Annotated in this window: 19 protein-coding genes and 2 pseudogenes; 9 read left to right on the forward strand and 12 right to left on the reverse strand. The window is 62.5% G+C overall.

All coding sequences use genetic code 11. The annotated features are described in order from the left end of the window. Window positions 1–277: 277 nt before the first annotated feature. Window positions 278–579, forward strand: a pseudogene (locus tag AC0L2U_RS02665) (nuclear transport factor 2 family protein). Between the two features lie 87 nt (window positions 580–666). Here AC0L2U_RS02665 and AC0L2U_RS02670 read toward each other — a convergent pair. The 7 genes from AC0L2U_RS02670 to AC0L2U_RS02700 all read right to left on the reverse strand — a co-directional run bounded on the left by AC0L2U_RS02670 (window position 667) and on the right by AC0L2U_RS02700 (window position 4,187). After that, a complete protein-coding gene (locus AC0L2U_RS02670) occupies window positions 667–1,278 on the reverse strand; it encodes a LysE family translocator (RefSeq protein WP_292681065.1) in 612 nt (203 codons plus the stop codon). 81 nt (window positions 1,279–1,359) lie between these two features. Continuing rightward, window positions 1,360–1,680 (reverse strand): YkgJ family cysteine cluster protein, encoded by a 321-nt coding sequence (locus AC0L2U_RS02675; protein WP_164874009.1) that lies wholly within the window; start codon window positions 1,678–1,680, stop codon window positions 1,360–1,362. Between the two features lie 55 nt (window positions 1,681–1,735). Then, a complete protein-coding gene (locus tag AC0L2U_RS02680) occupies window positions 1,736–1,900 on the reverse strand; it encodes a hypothetical protein (protein WP_292681063.1) in 165 nt (54 codons plus the stop codon). A 1-nt stretch (window position 1,901) separates the two neighbouring features. Further along, entirely contained in the window at window positions 1,902–2,309 is a 408-nt protein-coding gene (locus tag AC0L2U_RS02685; protein WP_013532398.1) for a hypothetical protein, read from the reverse strand. Continuing rightward, window positions 2,309–2,536 carry a hypothetical protein gene (locus AC0L2U_RS02690; RefSeq protein ID WP_013532399.1) on the reverse strand — a complete coding sequence of 76 codons (228 nt, stop codon included), beginning with the start codon at window positions 2,534–2,536 and terminating at the stop codon, window positions 2,309–2,311. The genes AC0L2U_RS02685 and AC0L2U_RS02690 overlap by 1 nt, the downstream gene beginning before the upstream one ends. Window positions 2,537–2,901: 365 nt before the next feature. Continuing rightward, window positions 2,902–3,111: a cold-shock protein gene (locus AC0L2U_RS02695; protein WP_010915421.1), complete on the reverse strand. Its 210-nt coding sequence runs from the start codon at window positions 3,109–3,111 to the stop codon at window positions 2,902–2,904. 422 nt (window positions 3,112–3,533) lie between these two features. Continuing rightward, window positions 3,534–4,187 (reverse strand): glutathione S-transferase family protein, encoded by a 654-nt coding sequence (locus tag AC0L2U_RS02700; RefSeq protein WP_292681061.1) that lies wholly within the window; start codon window positions 4,185–4,187, stop codon window positions 3,534–3,536. A 197-nt stretch (window positions 4,188–4,384) separates the two neighbouring features. Here AC0L2U_RS02700 and AC0L2U_RS02705 point away from each other — a divergent pair, with 197 nt between their 5' ends. Next, window positions 4,385–4,564, forward strand: a complete 180-nt coding sequence (locus AC0L2U_RS02705; RefSeq protein ID WP_027037831.1) for a CsbD family protein — start codon at window positions 4,385–4,387, stop codon at window positions 4,562–4,564. Window positions 4,565–4,621: 57 nt separating this feature from the next. Here AC0L2U_RS02705 and AC0L2U_RS02710 read toward each other — a convergent pair whose 3' ends face one another. Next, on the reverse strand, window positions 4,622–5,752 hold the full coding sequence (locus AC0L2U_RS02710) for a metallophosphoesterase (RefSeq protein ID WP_292681076.1): 1,131 nt from the start codon (window positions 5,750–5,752) through the stop codon (window positions 4,622–4,624). Window positions 5,753–5,862: 110 nt separating this feature from the next. Here AC0L2U_RS02710 and AC0L2U_RS02715 point away from each other — a divergent pair, with 110 nt between their 5' ends. Beyond that, window positions 5,863–6,456: a hypothetical protein gene (locus tag AC0L2U_RS02715; protein ID WP_292681057.1), complete on the forward strand. Its 594-nt coding sequence runs from the start codon at window positions 5,863–5,865 to the stop codon at window positions 6,454–6,456. A 64-nt stretch (window positions 6,457–6,520) separates the two neighbouring features. On the opposite strand, the gene AC0L2U_RS02720 is transcribed toward AC0L2U_RS02715, so the two are convergent. Then, a complete protein-coding gene (locus AC0L2U_RS02720) occupies window positions 6,521–7,201 on the reverse strand; it encodes a TetR/AcrR family transcriptional regulator (protein ID WP_292702764.1) in 681 nt (226 codons plus the stop codon). Between the two features lie 96 nt (window positions 7,202–7,297). On the opposite strand from AC0L2U_RS02720, the gene AC0L2U_RS02725 reads away from it, so the two are divergent. After that, complete coding sequence (locus tag AC0L2U_RS02725; protein WP_473601369.1) at window positions 7,298–8,077, forward strand: NIPSNAP family protein; 780 nt, start codon at window positions 7,298–7,300, stop codon at window positions 8,075–8,077. On the opposite strand, the gene AC0L2U_RS02730 is transcribed toward AC0L2U_RS02725, so the two are convergent. Both AC0L2U_RS02730 and choX read right to left on the reverse strand, forming a co-directional pair. Then, a complete protein-coding gene (locus AC0L2U_RS02730) occupies window positions 8,074–8,913 on the reverse strand; it encodes an alpha/beta fold hydrolase (RefSeq protein ID WP_292336608.1) in 840 nt (279 codons plus the stop codon). The two genes, AC0L2U_RS02725 and AC0L2U_RS02730, sit on opposite strands and share 4 nt — an antisense overlap. Continuing rightward, the gene (choX, locus tag AC0L2U_RS02735; RefSeq protein ID WP_292336609.1) at window positions 8,910–9,848 is read right to left on the reverse strand and encodes a choline ABC transporter substrate-binding protein; all 939 of its coding nucleotides are present in this window, start codon (window positions 9,846–9,848) and stop codon (window positions 8,910–8,912) included. The genes AC0L2U_RS02730 and choX overlap by 4 nt, the downstream gene beginning before the upstream one ends. 81 nt (window positions 9,849–9,929) lie before the next feature. Between choX and betI the strand changes: the two genes are divergently transcribed. The 5 genes and pseudogenes from betI to AC0L2U_RS02760 all read left to right on the forward strand — a co-directional run bounded on the left by betI (window position 9,930) and on the right by AC0L2U_RS02760 (window position 14,502). Continuing rightward, window positions 9,930–10,577: a choline-binding transcriptional repressor BetI gene (gene betI, locus AC0L2U_RS02740; protein WP_292634125.1), complete on the forward strand. Its 648-nt coding sequence runs from the start codon at window positions 9,930–9,932 to the stop codon at window positions 10,575–10,577. 56 nt (window positions 10,578–10,633) lie between these two features. Further along, window positions 10,634–10,988, forward strand: a pseudogene (locus tag AC0L2U_RS02745) (IS1 family transposase); the annotation flags it as partial. Window positions 10,989–11,381: 393 nt separating this feature from the next. Next, window positions 11,382–12,140 (forward strand): SDR family NAD(P)-dependent oxidoreductase, encoded by a 759-nt coding sequence (locus tag AC0L2U_RS02750; RefSeq protein WP_127810801.1) that lies wholly within the window; start codon window positions 11,382–11,384, stop codon window positions 12,138–12,140. 308 nt (window positions 12,141–12,448) lie between these two features. Then, the gene (fumC, locus tag AC0L2U_RS02755) at window positions 12,449–13,846 is read left to right on the forward strand and encodes a class II fumarate hydratase (RefSeq protein ID WP_127810802.1); all 1,398 of its coding nucleotides are present in this window, start codon (window positions 12,449–12,451) and stop codon (window positions 13,844–13,846) included. Window positions 13,847–14,082: 236 nt separating this feature from the next. After that, on the forward strand, window positions 14,083–14,502 hold the full coding sequence (locus tag AC0L2U_RS02760) for a DoxX family protein (RefSeq protein ID WP_027037841.1): 420 nt from the start codon (window positions 14,083–14,085) through the stop codon (window positions 14,500–14,502). Here the strand turns inward: AC0L2U_RS02760 and AC0L2U_RS02765 are convergent. Then, window positions 14,475–14,779 (reverse strand): hypothetical protein (locus tag AC0L2U_RS02765; RefSeq protein ID WP_473601371.1); only part of this gene is annotated, 305 nt, incomplete at its 5' end. The two genes, AC0L2U_RS02760 and AC0L2U_RS02765, sit on opposite strands and share 28 nt — an antisense overlap.

The following is a 14,779-nucleotide window of genomic DNA, read 5'->3' on the forward strand; positions in this document are numbered from 1 at the left end:
CCGAAGCCATGATCGCGGAGGCTCCGAAGAAGGAGTCGGCTGGCGGCGGCGGCATGCCTGGCGGCATGGGCGGCGGCATGGGCGGCATGGGCGGTATGGATTTCTAAGAAGTCCATAAAGCACGCCCATCAACTAACATTGCTCAAGCCCGCAAGCGGGCTTGAGTGGCGGCATGGATTTCTAATCCAGCCCTATCAGCCTTCAGATACGGAAAGGGCGGCAGAGATGCCGCCTTTTTTGTTTTGCGCAGCGGCGGCGTGGCCTCTCAGACGGCGGCATCCAACGCCATGATCCTTCGGCACTCGTCGAGTTGATGGCCGAGGATTGCGTGATCGAAACACCGTGCCAGCGCCGGACGGCACCCATTATGCCAGTCAAGCGGCGTGCGTCGGGCTTTGGACGGCGATAGCAACCCAGGCCGGCACGCGCTTCGATATCGAGGAAACCTTCGTTGCCGGCGACCGGGCAACGATCCGCTGGCGCTATTTCATGGCCGACGGCAATTCGCTGCGCGGCGTCAACCTCATGCGCGTGGCCGACGGGCGGATCGTCGAAGCGATGGGCTATGTGAAGGGGTAGCGCGCCCGAGCAATTTCCCAAAGGGCATCGCCCGGAACAGCGCAACAAGGCGAGCGGATCAGCAAGACTGAGCCGCTCCCCGTGGCTCTACCGATCCGCCAGCGCCAGCTTCGCGCCAAGCATGACGAAGGCGCCGGCGAAAGTCCGGCGCATCCAGGTCAACACCATTGGCCGCGAGACGACGTGGCTGCGGATCGAGGCGGCGAAGATGCCGTAGCCGACGAAAACCACGAATGTCAAAAGCATGAAGACGGAACTCAGCTCCAGCATCTTCGACAGCGCGTTGGGCTCCGTGGTGCTGACGAATTGCGGCAGGAAGGCGAAGAAGAAGATCGAGAGTTTCGGATTGAGCACGTTGACGAGGATGCCGGTGGCAATCACCTTGCCGGCCGAACGCGACGTCACATCCTGGTCGAGGCTGAGGCCGCCATTTTCCTTGAGTGTGTTCCAGGCCATGTAGAGCAGGTAGGCGACGCCGAGATATTTCAGCGTCTCGAAGGCGAGCGCACTGGTGTGCAGCAGCGCCGCCAGGCCAGTGATGGCAGCGGCCATGTGCGGGATGATGCCGAGCGTGCAGCCGAAGGCGGCGATGACGCTGGCTCGCGCACCGCGCGAGAGGCCGGCGCTCAGCGTGTAGAGAACGCCGGTGCCGGGCGAAGCCACGACAATCAGGGACGTCAACAGAAATTCGATGCTCACGATGGTTCCTCCGGCACCCTACCCAACCAGGAAGGTATCGGGCTGCGGGTCGGCGCACAAGCGGAGGCGATTGGAGATTGGCTACACCGGTAACCCGAGCGCCTGGCGTGCCATCAGGCACTCCTCGTCGCCGGGCATGCAGGCGCGACAGACGTCCGGCCGGACGTCGTAGATGCCGCAAGCGGTCGACTTGCCGATCTCGCCGGACAGCGCCGAGCAGCGCACGCCCTCGCAGCGCATGCCTGACAGGTCAGATGCGACATATTTTTCCGGGATACGGTCGAGCTGTGCGTCATCCTCGGTGGAAAAGCGCGGCCACTCGGCCGAATAGGAACAGCAGGCACCGCAGCTTTGGCAATCGAAGGTGCCGTGTTGCGACGACAAAACGCTCGCGGCGGCCACCAGGGCGGACAGCCCCGGCGCGGCGGGGTTTTGATCGGCGTCTTGCGGCAAGGCGCTATTTCTTCTTAGCCGTCTTGCCCTTCGGCGAATCCGCCGGCGACTTGAACAGATCGGTCGCGGCCTCGGTGGCGTCGCCGGCTTTCGCGGCAACCGGCTTGGCCGGTTTTGCCGCAGCACCCGAGGCTGCCGTCTGATCCTTGGAGGAGAATTTTATGGCCATGTCAGTCCTCGTCGGCGAAGCGCGATGATGGGGCGCGCGGATTGCGCAGGCGGCCGATCAGCGCCGAAACGGCCGTGATGTTCATTTCCTCGGGCGACCAGTTTTTCACCGCCTCGATGTGATGGGCCGCCAGCTCGCGATGCGTGCTGCCGCTGTAGGCGGCGTCCTGATAAGTCACCCGCTCATGGGTCTTGGCGTCTTCGCGGACATATTCGATCAGGTAGTTCGGACATTCGGCGCGGCCACGCACGCCGACGCGCACCTGGGCATCACCGTGGGCACGCTTGCAGCGTTCGAGCTTTTCCAGCACACGCCTGACGAATTCGACCGGCTTGTCGAGGCCTTCGACCATATCGGCAATGGTTGCGTCGGCGGCGATCGGTGTTGGCGGTACGCGTTTGGTGGCCATCAGCGTCTTCCGGCCCGCTTCGGCAAAGCGGCTAGCGCCGCGGCGGCGGCCATCTCGTCGGCCTCCTTTTCCAGGCGCAATTCGCGCAGGCGCGCGGTCTTGGCTTCACGTGCCTCGCTGACGGCGTCGCGCTCGGAATTGATGCGGTTGAGCGACATCGACTGGGTTTGCGTCTTGCTGAACAGGGACACGGCCTGATCGACGGTTGTCTTTGAACTGGTGGTCAAATCTTTCTCCTGTCAGGAGCCTGTGCCGATGGAGCGAGACCGGGTCTTCGGTCAGGATCACGCACAAAGCAATACGCGCGGCGAATTCAAATTGCTGGAGCGTCCCTTAGCACGTCCAGGCTGGCGCGCAGCGCACTTTCGGCGGCGAGGCCCGCAAAATGAAAAAGGCCAGGCACCGCCTGACCTTCCGTAAAGGCGCCGCGCAACCAGATGACATCCAAAAAGGATGCACCGGGGATGCACGAAACGCCCTTCTCATGCGCATGACATGCCGTGGAAACTCAAGTCTCCGCGGCCATGCGCCCGAATTCGCCACTCACCGGTGCCAGTACATCCGTGGTCACCGGGAGAGCTGAATTCTTTTTTCAGGCCGCCTTCAACTGGTCGGCGGACATCTTGCCCGACTTGTTGTCGCGGACCATCTCGTAGCCGAGCTTCTGGCCCTCGACGATGTCGCGCATGCCGGCGCGCTCTACGGCCGAGATGTGGACAAAAACGTCGGCCGAGCCGTCGTCAGGCTGAATAAAACCAAAACCTTTGGTGGCGTTGAACCATTTAACTGTGCCGGTGCTCATGACGAACCCTTTCCATGGCAAATATTCGTTCGACGCCATGCGGATGCACAACGTCGTTTGTCCCGATTTTTGATGTGGGAAGTTCGTCAAAGGCGCGCTCGAAAGCGCGGATAACAAAAGTCAGTCAAACAAATATCGACGATTTGTTTATAGGCTTCTTTTGGCGCGCTGTCAAATTTGCATAAAGCCACAGCTGCGGAATTCTCCCAACCACCTGGCCAAAACACCTGGCATGACGGCAAATCGGACACCAAACAGCGAGCTTGCGCCAACTTGAGAAAAGTTTTCCGGCATTCAGGAACCATCTGCGCAGACGCATTTATTCGGTGTCATCAGCAGTTCATGAGAGCAATCGAATAACAGTTGATGGCAAAGACGCCCCCCGCACGATAAAAGGTGCGAGGGGCGTTTTCGTTTGGATCCTATTCGTCCGGACCGGGTTCCGGCCACGTCTCCCTGGCCGCCTCGGCATACCAGTGGCGCATCGCCGGCGTTGCCAGCACGGCGTCGACATAGGCGCGTGTATCCGGCGCCAGCGTGCCGCCATAGGTGTCGAAACGGGTGACGACAGGCGCATACATGGCATCGGCCGCGGTGAAGTGGCCGAACAGGAACGGGCCGCCCTTGCCGTATTTTTCCCGGCACTGGCGCCACAGCGCCTCGATGCGGGCGCGTTGCGCCTCGCCCTCGGCGTCGAGCAGCTTGTGGCCCTTCGGCCGACGCAAATTCATCGGCCAGCCGTAGCGAACCTCGCGAAAGCCGGAATGCATCTCAGTCGCAGCCGAACGCGCCAGCGCACGGGCGTCGATATCGGCCGGCCAGAGCTTTTTTTCGGGAAACAGGTCGGCGAGATATTCAAGGATGGCAAGGGTTTCCCAGACGATCTTGCCGTTGTGATTCAGCACCGGCACCTGACCTGTCGGCGACACTTTCGCCAGATTGGCAAAGGTCTCAGGCGTGCGCAGCCGCACGAAACCTTCCTCGAACGGTATCTCCAGATGCCTCATCGCCAGCCATGGCCGCAGCGACCATGAGGAGAAACACTTGTTGCCGATATAGAGCGTAAACTCTGCCATTTTTCTCCCCGCACGCTCGGCCATCCAATATCCATGGTCGACGTGTGTTCACAGCCTAGCCCACCAGCCTTGCCCCAAGGCGGCGGCCGCGCGACCTGATCTGCCGTCCGGGCGACGCCTGGAACCTAACCGACGCCGGCCCGTTGGCTACCCGCAAATGAATTCCTCCGAATTCACACCCCAGGAGATGCGCAAAAATGGTGAACAAGGATCAGGTTGCGGGCGTGGCCAAGCAGGTCAAAGGCTCGGTCAAGGAAGCCGCGGGCAAGGCGACCGGCAACAGGCAGACCCAGGCCGAAGGCACGGGCGACCGGATCGCCGGCAAGGTGCAGAAGGCCTATGGCGACGTCAAGGACAAGGTCAAGAAGGCGCTCTGATCCGACATCGAGAAACGCGCTTTATCGAGGGAAAGGCGGCCGCGAAGGCCGCCTTTTTCATGTGCTCCAGCCCTTGCTGAGAGCATTGGTGAAGGCAACCTCGCCATGATCGCCGGTCGCCTCGCCCAGCACCACGTCCATGCCGTCGCTGGTCACCCTGGCCAGCGCGAAACCGCCCATATAGGCAGCCTTCGGCTTGAACAGATCGATCCCGTCCCTGCGATAGATCAGCGGCGTTTCGTGCTGGTGGCCGTGGAAAATGCCGACGACATTGTAGCCCTTCAGCGCCGCCAGCAACGCCTGCCGGTCGGCCTCGCTCCACCAATGCGGCGCACCGGTGCCGTCATCATCGAAGTGGCTCTTGGCGGCATCCCAGCGTTCCACCGAAAAAGTGTCCCAGCCATAATGCTGGAACAGGACGACCGGGCGGCCGTCCGCCGCATAGGTCGCCAGGTCCTGCTTCAGCCATGGCAGGCTGCTCTCGGCGCCGTGGCCGGTATCGCCGGCGAAACGATGCGTCTGGATCAGATGCAGGCCGCCCCAGTCCCAGGAGTAGCAGTCGGTGTCGACATCATAGTCGGTGGCCGGCACCGGCGGCTTGAAGAACACGCCGGCGCGATGGTTGACCTCGACATAGTCGCGCAGTTCGCGCCGGTACCAGTCGACATGGTGCGGCGGCCCGTTCTGGTCGAGATCATGGTTGCCGAGCCCGATATAAACCGGCATGTGCACGCGATCCGGACCGACGCCCTGGCTGTAGCGCTGGCTGAACTGGAGCAGTTGGGTGCCCTCGCTCGGCTGCGTGATCTGGCCGCCGCCATCGTCGGTGACGTCGCCGCCGACGACGAGGCCGAGCGGCGCGCCTATCCTGCCGGCCGAACGCAGGCCGGTGGCGACGCCATTGATCTCGGCCGGCCAGTCCTTGTCGCCAAGCGCATTCAGCACCGCCACGTTGCGCAGCAGCGCGGCGTCGGTCTTGCCCTCCTGCAGGCAGTTGGGGCTCAAGCCGCTCGCCATGCGGCAGGCATGGACATCGGCGATGAACAGGAAGGTGGCGTCGATCGACTGGACGCGTTGCCCGGTCTGGCCGAAGGCCGGCCGCGGCAAGGCGCCGGCCGCGGCAAATCCTGCAGCCTGTACCAGGAAGTTGCGTCGGGAAAGCGATCCAGTCGAATGGCGATTCATCATACGCTGATTCAGCATGGACAGCGGCCGGTCGTCCAGCGCCTCTGCGCCATCATCGACATGACGCCACGGGTCTGGCATGTCTCGCTTGCGCAAGCGGAGGAGGACGAAAGATGAAAGCCGCACCTATCTGCATGATCCTGGCCGCGATGCTGTGCGCGAGCACAGCGCATGCCGCCGGTTGCGTCGACGCCAAGTCCGCCAGGAAGGGTTTCGTTCTGGCGAGACCCGGCATCCACAGCGAATTTCGGCCCGTGGCCGGCGGGATGATGTCGGTTGCCAACACCTACGAATCGCAATCGCCCCAAACCCAATATCTGTTCGCCGGCCTGATCGAGGTGTTTCGCGACAGCGACACCGGCCGGCAGGCGATGATCCCGTTTTCCGATCTGCGAAAGCTGTTCCCGCTGAAGGCGGGGGCAAAGGCCACGATAGAGTTCGTCGAGCTGTCGCCGAACAAGCCGCCGAAGGGCACAAAGACGCTGAGCCTTGTCGTCAAGGGCAAGGAGACATTCAGTCTGGGCGACTGCAAATACAATGTCCTGGCGATCAAGGAGACCTTCAAGAACGGCGCCGGCGAGACGCTGGATTCATTCACCGCCCTTTATGCGCCCGATCTGCAAGCCGCGCTCGCGCGGCGCTACGATGAAGGCACCAGTTCGGAATCCGTCAACGGCTACGAGACGATCAAGCCGCTGGCCGAGTAGCTGAACCCGAGCCCGGCGCTCCCCATCTCGCCCGGCATCGCCTGAAGAACGCAGCGACGCAAATTCAAGGGGTTCTCGGCCGTGGCAGTATCCTGTTGCGTCGCCTGGCTGCCAAGCCGCCCTGCGATGGCGACGGCGCGCTGCGCTCCAGCCCCGCCAGGCAATCCCGCAGCACACCGGCATCCTGCGCCGTCTTGGCCATCGACATGGCCCCGGAATAGGCGGCGACCGTCAGCGCGGCGAAGCGTTCGGGGTCCGTGCCCTCGTCCTTGCCCGCCTGCTGGTCGGCACGCAGCTTGTCGGCAATCGCGCGCCGCCACCCGGCAAAAATCCCGGCAAGGGCAGTGCGAAAATCGGGATCGGCAAGCGACAGTTCGTGCGCCAGATTGTTGAGCGGGCAGCCGCGCACGAAACCCTGCTGCTCCAGTTCCGCCGCCACGGCCTCGAACACCGAGCGCACGCCCTCGCGCGCCGATGCCGCCGCCAGCACCGGCGCGATCCATGTCTCTTCGACCGCTGCCGCCACACGCTCGTCGATCACAGCCAGCGCCAGCGCCTTCTTGGTCGGGAAGTGGTGATGCAGCGCGCCGCCGCTGACATCAGCCGCCGCCATCAGATCGCCGATGCTGGAGGCGTGATAGCCGCGCGCCTGGAACGCGTCCTCGGCGACATCGAGCACTTTCTTGCGCATGCCTTCAGGGTCGTTGATGCGTTTTCCCGGGCGCGGTTTTGGCTGGACGGTCATCTCTGCTGACATTGCCGAACTTTAGCATGTTGACAAAACAGGACAACCGGTCTGTTTTACAAAACAGGACGATCACCCTGTTTTGGAGAATGTCGGATGAACCTGCCCCAGAACGTCGCGACGAAACCCTCAGCGCTCGCTTCGCATGTCGTCGAGCTTCGGCAATACACGCTGAAGCCTGGTCGGCGCGACATGCTCATCGGCATCTTCGACGGAAGGCTGATCGAGGGCCAGGAGGACGCCGGCATGACCATCATCGGCCAGTTCCGGGACCTCGATCGGCCTGACATGTTCGTCTGGATGCGCGGCTTCGACGGCATGGATGCGCGGAAAAATGCTCTCGCCGCTTTTTATGGCGGGCCGGTCTGGGCGGCGCACAGCCATGCGGCCAACGAGACAATGATCGATTCCGACGATGTGCTGCTGCTCAAGCCGGCGTGGCCGGGCGCCGGCTTCGACCTAGCTGGCGCGCAGCGGCCAAGCCTGGCCGCCGACGAAAAGCCCATTCAAAACAAACCGCTGACCGGCATCGTTGTCATCGAGATTCATCATTTTCAGCCCGGCACAGAGGCTGATTTCGCCACTCGCTTCGAGATTGAGACGGCCTGCCTGATGACGGCCGACGCACGCCTGCTCGCCGCTTTCGTTACCGAGCATGCCGAAAACAGTTTTCCGCGCCTGCCGGTACGGGCTGATGAAAACGTCTTCATCAGCGTCATGGGTTTTGCCAGCACCGAGGCGCATGCCCGGCACAAGGCTGCGCTTGCCGCTTCTCCGGCATGGCGGGATTTTTGGCAGGCCGCGCAGCTCGGCCTGACCAAACCAACGGAGACCTTGCGGCTATCGCCCACCTCGCAATCGCTGGTCGGGCGTTAGACTTCAAACGCCTTGAGAATGGCCTTCGCGACGAGACCTGGATCTTCCCAATGCGGGTTGTGGCCACAGCTCTCGGCGCGAACGAAGACGGCTCCGGCAAGAGCGGATTGCAACGCCTGCTGGTGCGCCTCGCCGAACAGCGGGTCGCAGGCGCCAGCGATGATCAGCGTCCGGGCTTGCACGGCCCGTGCAGCATCGGTCAGGTCGGCGCGGCGGATTTCCTCGAGAATCGCGCGCCAGCGCGGGGTCGGCATCGCCGAGGCCTCTTGCGCCAAGCCGGCGAGAAAGGCTGCGGGCACGTCGGGACGACAGGCATGCCACCAGACATAGAACGGATCGGCCGGCGATATCGGGTCGCGCAGGGCCTCAACGCTCACCACCAGCGGATGACCCGGCGCGAAATCGGGCTTCAACGTGCCGGCCAGGACCACCAGCCCGCTGATCAGTTCGCTGTGTCGCCCAGCCAAGGCGACAGCCACCATGGCGCCCAGCGAATGGCCGACGACGACCGGTCGGTCGAGTTGTAAACTCCGGATCAGCCCGGCCATATCATCGGCAAGATCGGCGATGCCGCAGTTCTTGCCAGCCTGCGAGGCGCCGTGGCCGCGCAGATCCGGCATGATCAGACGGCGGCCGGCCAGATATGGCGCCAGAAGCGAAAAACTGCGGCTGGTGTCGGTGAAGCCGTGCACCAACAGCAGTGCCGGCTCGGCGCCTGATACCTCGACATAGGCGATGTCGAGATCGCCGACAGTGACGAACTGCTTGCGTCCGGCCCAGGCGCCCTGCTCCGCAATCACATCCTGCTTCAAGTCATCGGGCGCGGCCGCTCTCACAGGCCGAGCTTTTCCTTGACCGCGGCGAGGCCGGGTTGGCCGTCAAAAGTGGTGACGTCGGCGAGCCAGGCGTCGAGGCGGCTTTTGTTGGCCGTGATTGCCTTCAGCGCACCGTCCTCCGGCTTCATGCCGTCATTGATCAGATAGCCCATGCCGACATTTTCGAAATCGATGTCGAAGACGAGATTCCTGAGGAATTGCGCGACGTTCGGGCATTGCTCGAGATAGCCCTTGCGCACCTGCGTCGTCACCGTTGCGGCACCGAAATTCGGGCCGAAGAACTTGTCGCCGCCGGTCAGATATTTGAAGTCGTACATCGTGTTCATCGGATGCGGCGCCCAGCCCTGAAAGACGATGAACTGCTTTTCCTTGATCTCGTAGCCGACCTCCGACAGCATGCCAGCTTCGCTGGACTCGACCACCTGCCAGCCGTCCAAGCCAAAGGCCGGATCGGCGATGGCGTCCATCATCAACTGGTTGGAGCCGGGCTCTATGCCGTACATTTTCTTGCCGAACTTGTCGGCGAATTTGTGCAGATCGGAAATGTCCTTGACGCCGGCGTCCCAGGCGTAGGTCGGGACGGCGAAGGTGTATTTGGCGCCCACGAGATTAACGCGCACATTCTCGACAGAGCCGTCCTGCTTGTAGGGCTCGTAATAGGTGACCATGGCCGGATCCCAGTAGCCCAGGAACAGGTCGAGGTCCCTGTTCTTCATGCCCTCGTAGATGACGTTGATGCCGAGCACCTGGCTTTGGGGCTGGTAGCCGAGCGCCTCCAACAGGACGTTGGCGACCCCCGTGGTGAAGGCAAGGTCGTTCCAGCCGGGTTCGGCCATACGGACCGTCCTGCACTCTTGGCCCTCGGCCGCCTGAGCCGCATGAGAGGCCAACATGAGGGCGGCCAAACAGACGCCGTTTGCAAGGATGCGCAACATTTCGGTTCTCCTCATTCGTGAAATTGACCAATTGGTCTTTTTATTGTCCCATGGGTCAATTCTTGATCTGAGCGGACGAAAATGTCAACGTGGATTCGAAATGCATGGACCAATGCCGTGAAACTCAAGCGTCTCAGTGAGATACGCCGCAAGGAGCTGCGGCAGGCGGCCTTCGTGGTTCTGGAGCGCGAGGGCATTGCCGGCGCGACCCTGGAAAAAGTGGCCGCCCAGGCAGGTGCCTCCAAAGGCATCGTGCTGCACTATTTCCGCAACAAGCAGGAACTGTTCGAGCACGCGATGCGCGAAGCCAATGCCGTCCTGTGCCAGGCGGTGATCGCGCGGCTTCGCCGGGCGCGTACGCCGATGGAGCGCATGGATGCGGTGATCGAGGGTAATTTCGAAGAGCATCTGTTCCAGCCGCCTCTGTGCCATGCCTGGCTGTCGCTCTGCGCCGAGGTGCCGCGCGACGAGAAGATGGCCCGTATCCAGCGGGTGATCCATGCGCGCATGCGCTCGAACCTGTTGTCGGGCCTGCACGGCCTCGCCTCGCCGGCGGATGCCGACGACATCGCGCTTGGCGTCACGGCGCTGATCGACGGGCTTTGGCTGCGGCTCGGCCTGCAACCGGGCAGCGTCTCGCGCGAACAGGCCGTCCGCCAGGTCAAGAATTATGTCGCGGGCCGGCTGGCCCGGCGGGAGCCCGTCACCGAAGTTCATACCGTGGGATAGGCGGTAGTGGGTCAGTTTGAAATTTGATGCCGCGAATGCCGTTGTCGTGACCCGCCGTGAACTCCTATATGCTTACAGAAACGTATGGGACGGCGTATGACAATCGAGTGCATAGCCCCGCCGAATGCACTGGTGCGCGGAAAGAGTGGATCGAAGGTAATCCAGACATCAAGCACGTCAGCACGTCATTTGCCGAACGCCAAAACCGGACTATGCGGATGCATATGCGCCGCTTCACGCGCCTGACCAACGGCAGTGGAAGCTCACGCCAACGCCGTTGCCCCTGCACTTCATGTATTACAACTTTGTCCGCATTCATGCTTCATGCGCATGACGCCCGCGATGGCCGCCGGCGTGACTGGCAAGCTTTGGGAGATTAGCGATATCGTTGCGCTGATCGAGGCGAAGGAAGCCGAAAAGCCAGCGGCTCGGGGGCGTACCGAAAGAAAGGTGTCTCAACTGATTGATCCTCAACCCATCACGAATGAAAATATCCTGAGGGTTCTTTGCATCGTCCTCGTCGAAATTCGCGCGACCGATGATCTATCCAGAGCTCGTATGCTCGCGGATTCATTTCACAACGCACCGGCCATGATCGCCTCTGGCGCCGGTCCGCAGGATACCTGGGCAAGTGTACTTGGAACCGCTCGCAGGCTTGATATGGAACGATATGTCGTCTCACTGCTGAGCCACGTTCAGGCGAGACAGATTTCAAACTGACCCACTACCGGATAGGCTGGCCGCTTGACCTCGCCCGCTGATATGCGGTGCTCCGCGGCGGCCAGAGTAGCCTTGGAGCATCCGATGAGACTTCACAACAAGCGCGCGCTGGTCACCGGTGGGTCGGACGGTATCGGCTTGGCGATCGCCGAGGCCTTTTTGCGCGAGGGCGCGGACGTCCTGATCGTCGGCCGCGACACCGAAAAGCTCGACGCCGCCCGCAAGCAGCTCGGCGGCACTATCGAGACGCTGTCGGCCGATCTTGCCACCTCGGCCGGCATTGCGGCCGTCATCGAGCACGTAAAAAAATCGGGCACGCCTATCGATATCCTCGTCAACAATGCCGGAGTGGCTTTCCTGGTGCCGTTCGAAACCGTCAGCGAGGCGCAGTTCCAGCAATCCTTCGCGCTGAATGTCACTGCTGTGTTCTTCCTCACCCAGGGCCTGCTGCCGCATCTGGCGGCCGGCGCATCGGTGATCAACATCTCGTCCTATTTCGCCAACAAGATGATCCCGAAGCGGCCGTCGAGCCTCTATTCCCTGTCGAAGGGCGCGTTGAACTCGCTGACCAAGTCGCTCGCCTTCGAACTCGGCCCGCGCGGCATCCGCGTCAACGCCATCGCGCCCGGCACGGTCGACACCGCCATGCGGCGCAAGACAGTCGACAATTTGCCGGCCGAGGCAAAGGCGGAACTGAAGGCCTATGTCGAGCGCAGCTATCCGCTCGGCAGAATCGGCCGCCCCGACGATCTGGCCGGTATCGCGGTCTATCTCGCTAACGACGAGGCGGCCTGGACCAGCGGCGGCATCTTCTCCATTGACGGGGGTTATACGGCGGGGTGAGCTGCTTTTCTCCCTCCTTGAGGGGGAGATGGCCGGTCCACCCTCCGCAGCTGCAGCGCAGCTGCTGCGGAGGACGGGCAGGCCAGAGGGGGTCGCCTCACATGGAGCGCCAACCTTCTTCCGGCGGCGGCAGGAGGTCGCGCCCGGTCGAACCGACCCCCTCTGTCGCCTTCGGCGACATCTCCCCCTCGAGGAGGGAGATCACCAGCACACCTTCAACCGATTTGCATCCTCGCCGCCCGCAATCTCCGCTTGAAGCCGTTTGTGCAACGCGATACGCCGTTGCCGACTTCGACAAGGAGAGACCTGTGACCGCTGCAAAGACCAGAACCGAAACCGACACGTTCGGTCCCATCGAAGTCGCCGCCGACCGGTACTGGGGCGCGCAGGCGCAGCGTTCGCTCGGCAATTTCAAGATCGGCTGGGAGAAGCAGCCGGCGTCGATCGTGCGCGCGCTGGGCATCGTCAAGCGGGCGGCGGCCGAGGCCAACATGGAGCTCAAACGCCTTGATCCTTCGATCGGCAAGACCATTGTCGAGGCGGCGCAAGAGGTCATCGACGGCAAGCTCGATGAGCATTTCCCGCTGGTGGTCTGGCAGACCGGCTCGGGCACACAGTCCAACATGAACGCCAACGAGGTGATCTCCAACCGGGCGATCGAGATGCTGGGCGGCGTGATGGGCTCCAAGAAGCCGGTGCATCCCAACGACCACGTCAATATGAGCCAGTCGTCGAACGACACCTATCCGACGGCCATGCACATCGCCTGCGCCGAACGCATCGTGCACGATCTGTTGCCGGCGCTGAAGCACCTGCACAAGGCGCTCGCCGCCAAGAGCAGAGAGTTCAATCACATCATCAAGATCGGCCGCACGCACACGCAGGATGCCACCCCCCTGACCCTCGGCCAGGAATTTTCGGGCTACGCCGCGCAGGTCGCCTCGTCGATCAAGCGCATCGAGCTGACGCTGCCCGGCCTGCAGGAACTGGCGCAGGGCGGCACCGCCGTCGGCACCGGCCTCAACGCGCCGGTCGGCTTCGCCGAACGGGTGGCGGATCGCATCGCCTCCATCACCGGCATTGCCTTCGTCACCGCGCCGAACAAGTTCGAGGCGCTCGCGGCCCATGATTCCATGGTGTTTTCGCACGGCGCCATCAATGCGGCGGCCGCCGCACTGTTCAAGATCGCCAACGACATCCGGTTCCTCGGGTCCGGCCCGCGTTCGGGCCTCGGCGAACTGTCGCTGCCGGAAAACGAACCGGGCTCGTCCATCATGCCGGGCAAGGTCAACCCGACCCAATGCGAGGCGCTGACGCAGGTCTGCGTGCAGGTGTTCGGCAACAATGCGGCGCTCACCTTCGCCGGCAGCCAGGGTCATTTCGAGCTCAACGTCTACAACCCGCTGATGGCCTACAACTTCCTGCAGTCGGTGCAGCTGCTCGCCGACGCCTCGGTCTCCTTCACCGACAATTGCGTCGTCGGCATCGAGGCCCGCGAAGACAACATCAAGGCGGCACTCGACCGCTCGCTGATGCTGGTGACGGCGCTGGCGCCGACCATCGGCTACGACAATGCCGCCAAGATCGCCAAGACCGCGCACAAGAAGGGCACCACTTTGCGCGAGGAAGCGCTCGCCACCGGGCTGGTCAGCGAGGCCGACTACGATCGGCTGGTGCGGCCGGAGGACATGACGCATCCGGGGTAGGCAATTCCAGGAAAAGTGCCTTGCGGTTTTCCGTCCGGAATTGCGTCAACCAAAAGCCCGGTAATTCGTGACGGGAGAATTTACTCCCGTCACGACGTGACGCGAAGCGAATTTTGCGCAGGCCGCCCGATCACGGAAACGTAAGTACTGTGAACAATGTGTCGCCAACCTGGTGGCTTTGGTGAACAGTCGGCTTGCGCTATCTCCCCGGTATCAACCCATCCCGGAGAGCCACCATGTCCATCAACACTTCAGTCGCCGGTTCCGGCGCATCCAATGCCTCGACCACCATCCTCCTCGGCCGCGTCCTGCTTGCCGTCATCTTCCTGCTTTCAGGCTTCGGCAAGCTGACCGCCATCACCGGCACGGCCGGCTATTTCGGTGCCCTCGGCCTGCCCTTGCCGACCGTAACGGCCATTGTCGTCGGCCTGATCGAGCTTCTCGGCGGCCTCGCCATCCTCGTCGGCTTCAAGACCCGGATTGTTGCCTGGGTGCTGGCGATCTTCACCGTCGCTACCGGTTTGGTCGCCCATACCGGTTGGGCCGACCAGATGCAGATGATCCAGTTTCTCAAGAACCTCGCGATTGCGGGCGGCTTCCTCCTGCTGGCTTCCTCGGGCGCCGGCGCCTATTCGATCGACGCCAAGCGCGGCTGATCCAAAAACTGGCAATAGCCGAACAAAAAAGCGGCGCGGGATTTTAAGCGCCGCGTTTTTGTTTTTGGTTGATTGCCCCCGGTGAGTGGGGCCGGGTTTTTTTTTTGGATGCCGGGGTTTGGGGGGGGGTTGGTTTTGGGGTTTTTTTTTTTGGTGGGGGGGGGCTTTTTGGGGGGTTTTTTGGGGGGGGGGGGGGGGTTTTTTGGGGGGGGTTTTTTATTTACATAGGATTTATGGGGATAGCAACGGTTGGGCAAGACCCCGCCAAAACCGTAAA

The sequence above is a fragment of the Mesorhizobium sp. WSM4808 genome (assembly GCF_055811675.1).